At 48.2% G+C, this 1352-nt stretch carries 1 protein-coding gene; it reads right to left on the reverse strand.

The window, feature by feature from the left end; translation table 11 throughout:
• Positions 1-26 precede the first annotated feature (26 nt).
• A protein-coding gene (locus BJP37_RS35835; protein ID WP_143727416.1) for an IS630 family transposase occupies positions 27-1192 on the reverse strand; the annotation gives its coding sequence in 2 pieces (ribosomal slippage) (positions 27-748 and positions 748-1192; 1167 coding nt in all).
• Positions 1193-1352: the final 160 nt, after the last annotated feature.

The following is a 1352-nucleotide window of genomic DNA, read 5'->3' on the forward strand; positions in this document are numbered from 1 at the left end:
TGGAGTGACCACTCTTAAAAAGTGCATTATACAGAAAAATCTTGATCAGTCTCAAAAACAGGGTAAAGGTGTTTGAGTTTGACTCGTGCATCTTCTGTGGTAAATTGCCACACTACTTTGGCACAGGCATTGTTCCGCTCCTGCTGCCAAGCCTCTATCTCCTTTTGAAGTTCTTCGGCTGTAGCCAGGCGACGGTCAAGACATTGTTTGGACAGAACACACAACTCTGTTTCCGCCACATTGAGCCAACTGCCATTACGTGGGGTGTGAATCATCTCTAACCGCCGTGCTAAACGGTGAGCTTCGGGGGCGGGAAAAGTTTTGTACAAAGAGGTGATGGTGTGGGTGTTGAGATTATCTGAGAGTAAGCGAATTTTGGGGGCATCTGGATAGTCAACATCCAATAGATGCTTAATTTCATCGGCCCAGTCTTCACAGGTGCGATGGTCTCGACAACTCACCCGTCGCCAACCTCGATTGGGGTCAAAGAACATAAACAGGGCTTGGACTCCTTCGCGGGTGTAGTGATAGTCTTCCTTCACATCAAGCCCCGGCTGCATCGGAATGGGTTCATATAGATGCCCATGCAGTTCTTTACTCGCTTCATCCATACAAATTAACGGCATCTCTGGATTGGCTGGACGGGTGTACTCGTCTAGAACCACTTCCATCTCGGCGACGAATCTGGGCAAGTCCCGCTCAGGGATGCAGAATCTCTCGGTTTTCCAAGGGCGCAATTGGTTTTTTTGAGTGTTTTTCTCACGGTTTCTCTGCCGATTTGCGTGACAATTCTGCGTTTTTTCAGTTCATTGGTTAACAAGCGAATGCTCCAGTTCCCTCTTCCTGCTGGTGGTTGTGAGCAGCACAGAGCAATAATTTGAGCTTCGGTCTCTCCATCCACGATTGGGTCTACCGGGGGCTTTCTTCTCGCTTTTCTTTCCAATGCTGGCGCTTCCCCTTTCTCTAGAAATCGCTGGCGGATTCGACCCACTGTGTTGCGATGCAGATTCAGAGCTTGAGCGATTTCGTTATCTGTCCATGTTCTCGTTGCCAGCTCTCCTTCATCGGACATCAACAAGATTTGTGCATGAAGGATTTTTTTGGCTGGTGCGTGTCCATTCCGGCTAATTGCTTCGAGTCTTTGCCTTTGCTCTGTACTCAGTGCAATCTTGTCCCGTCTTCCTCTACCCATGGTTCTCACCGCTCCCTGGCTTTATTACACTATTTTAACATGGTCACTCCACTAGCAATAGTTAGGTAGTGGACCGACACATTTAAAATGGTGCAATAAGCGTAGGTTGGGTTGAAGAATGAAACCCAACACCAGTAACCCTTTGTTGGGTTTCCCTACC

The sequence above is a fragment of the Moorena bouillonii PNG genome (assembly GCF_001942495.1).
Classification (GTDB): domain Bacteria; phylum Cyanobacteriota; class Cyanobacteriia; order Cyanobacteriales; family Coleofasciculaceae; genus Moorena; species Moorena bouillonii.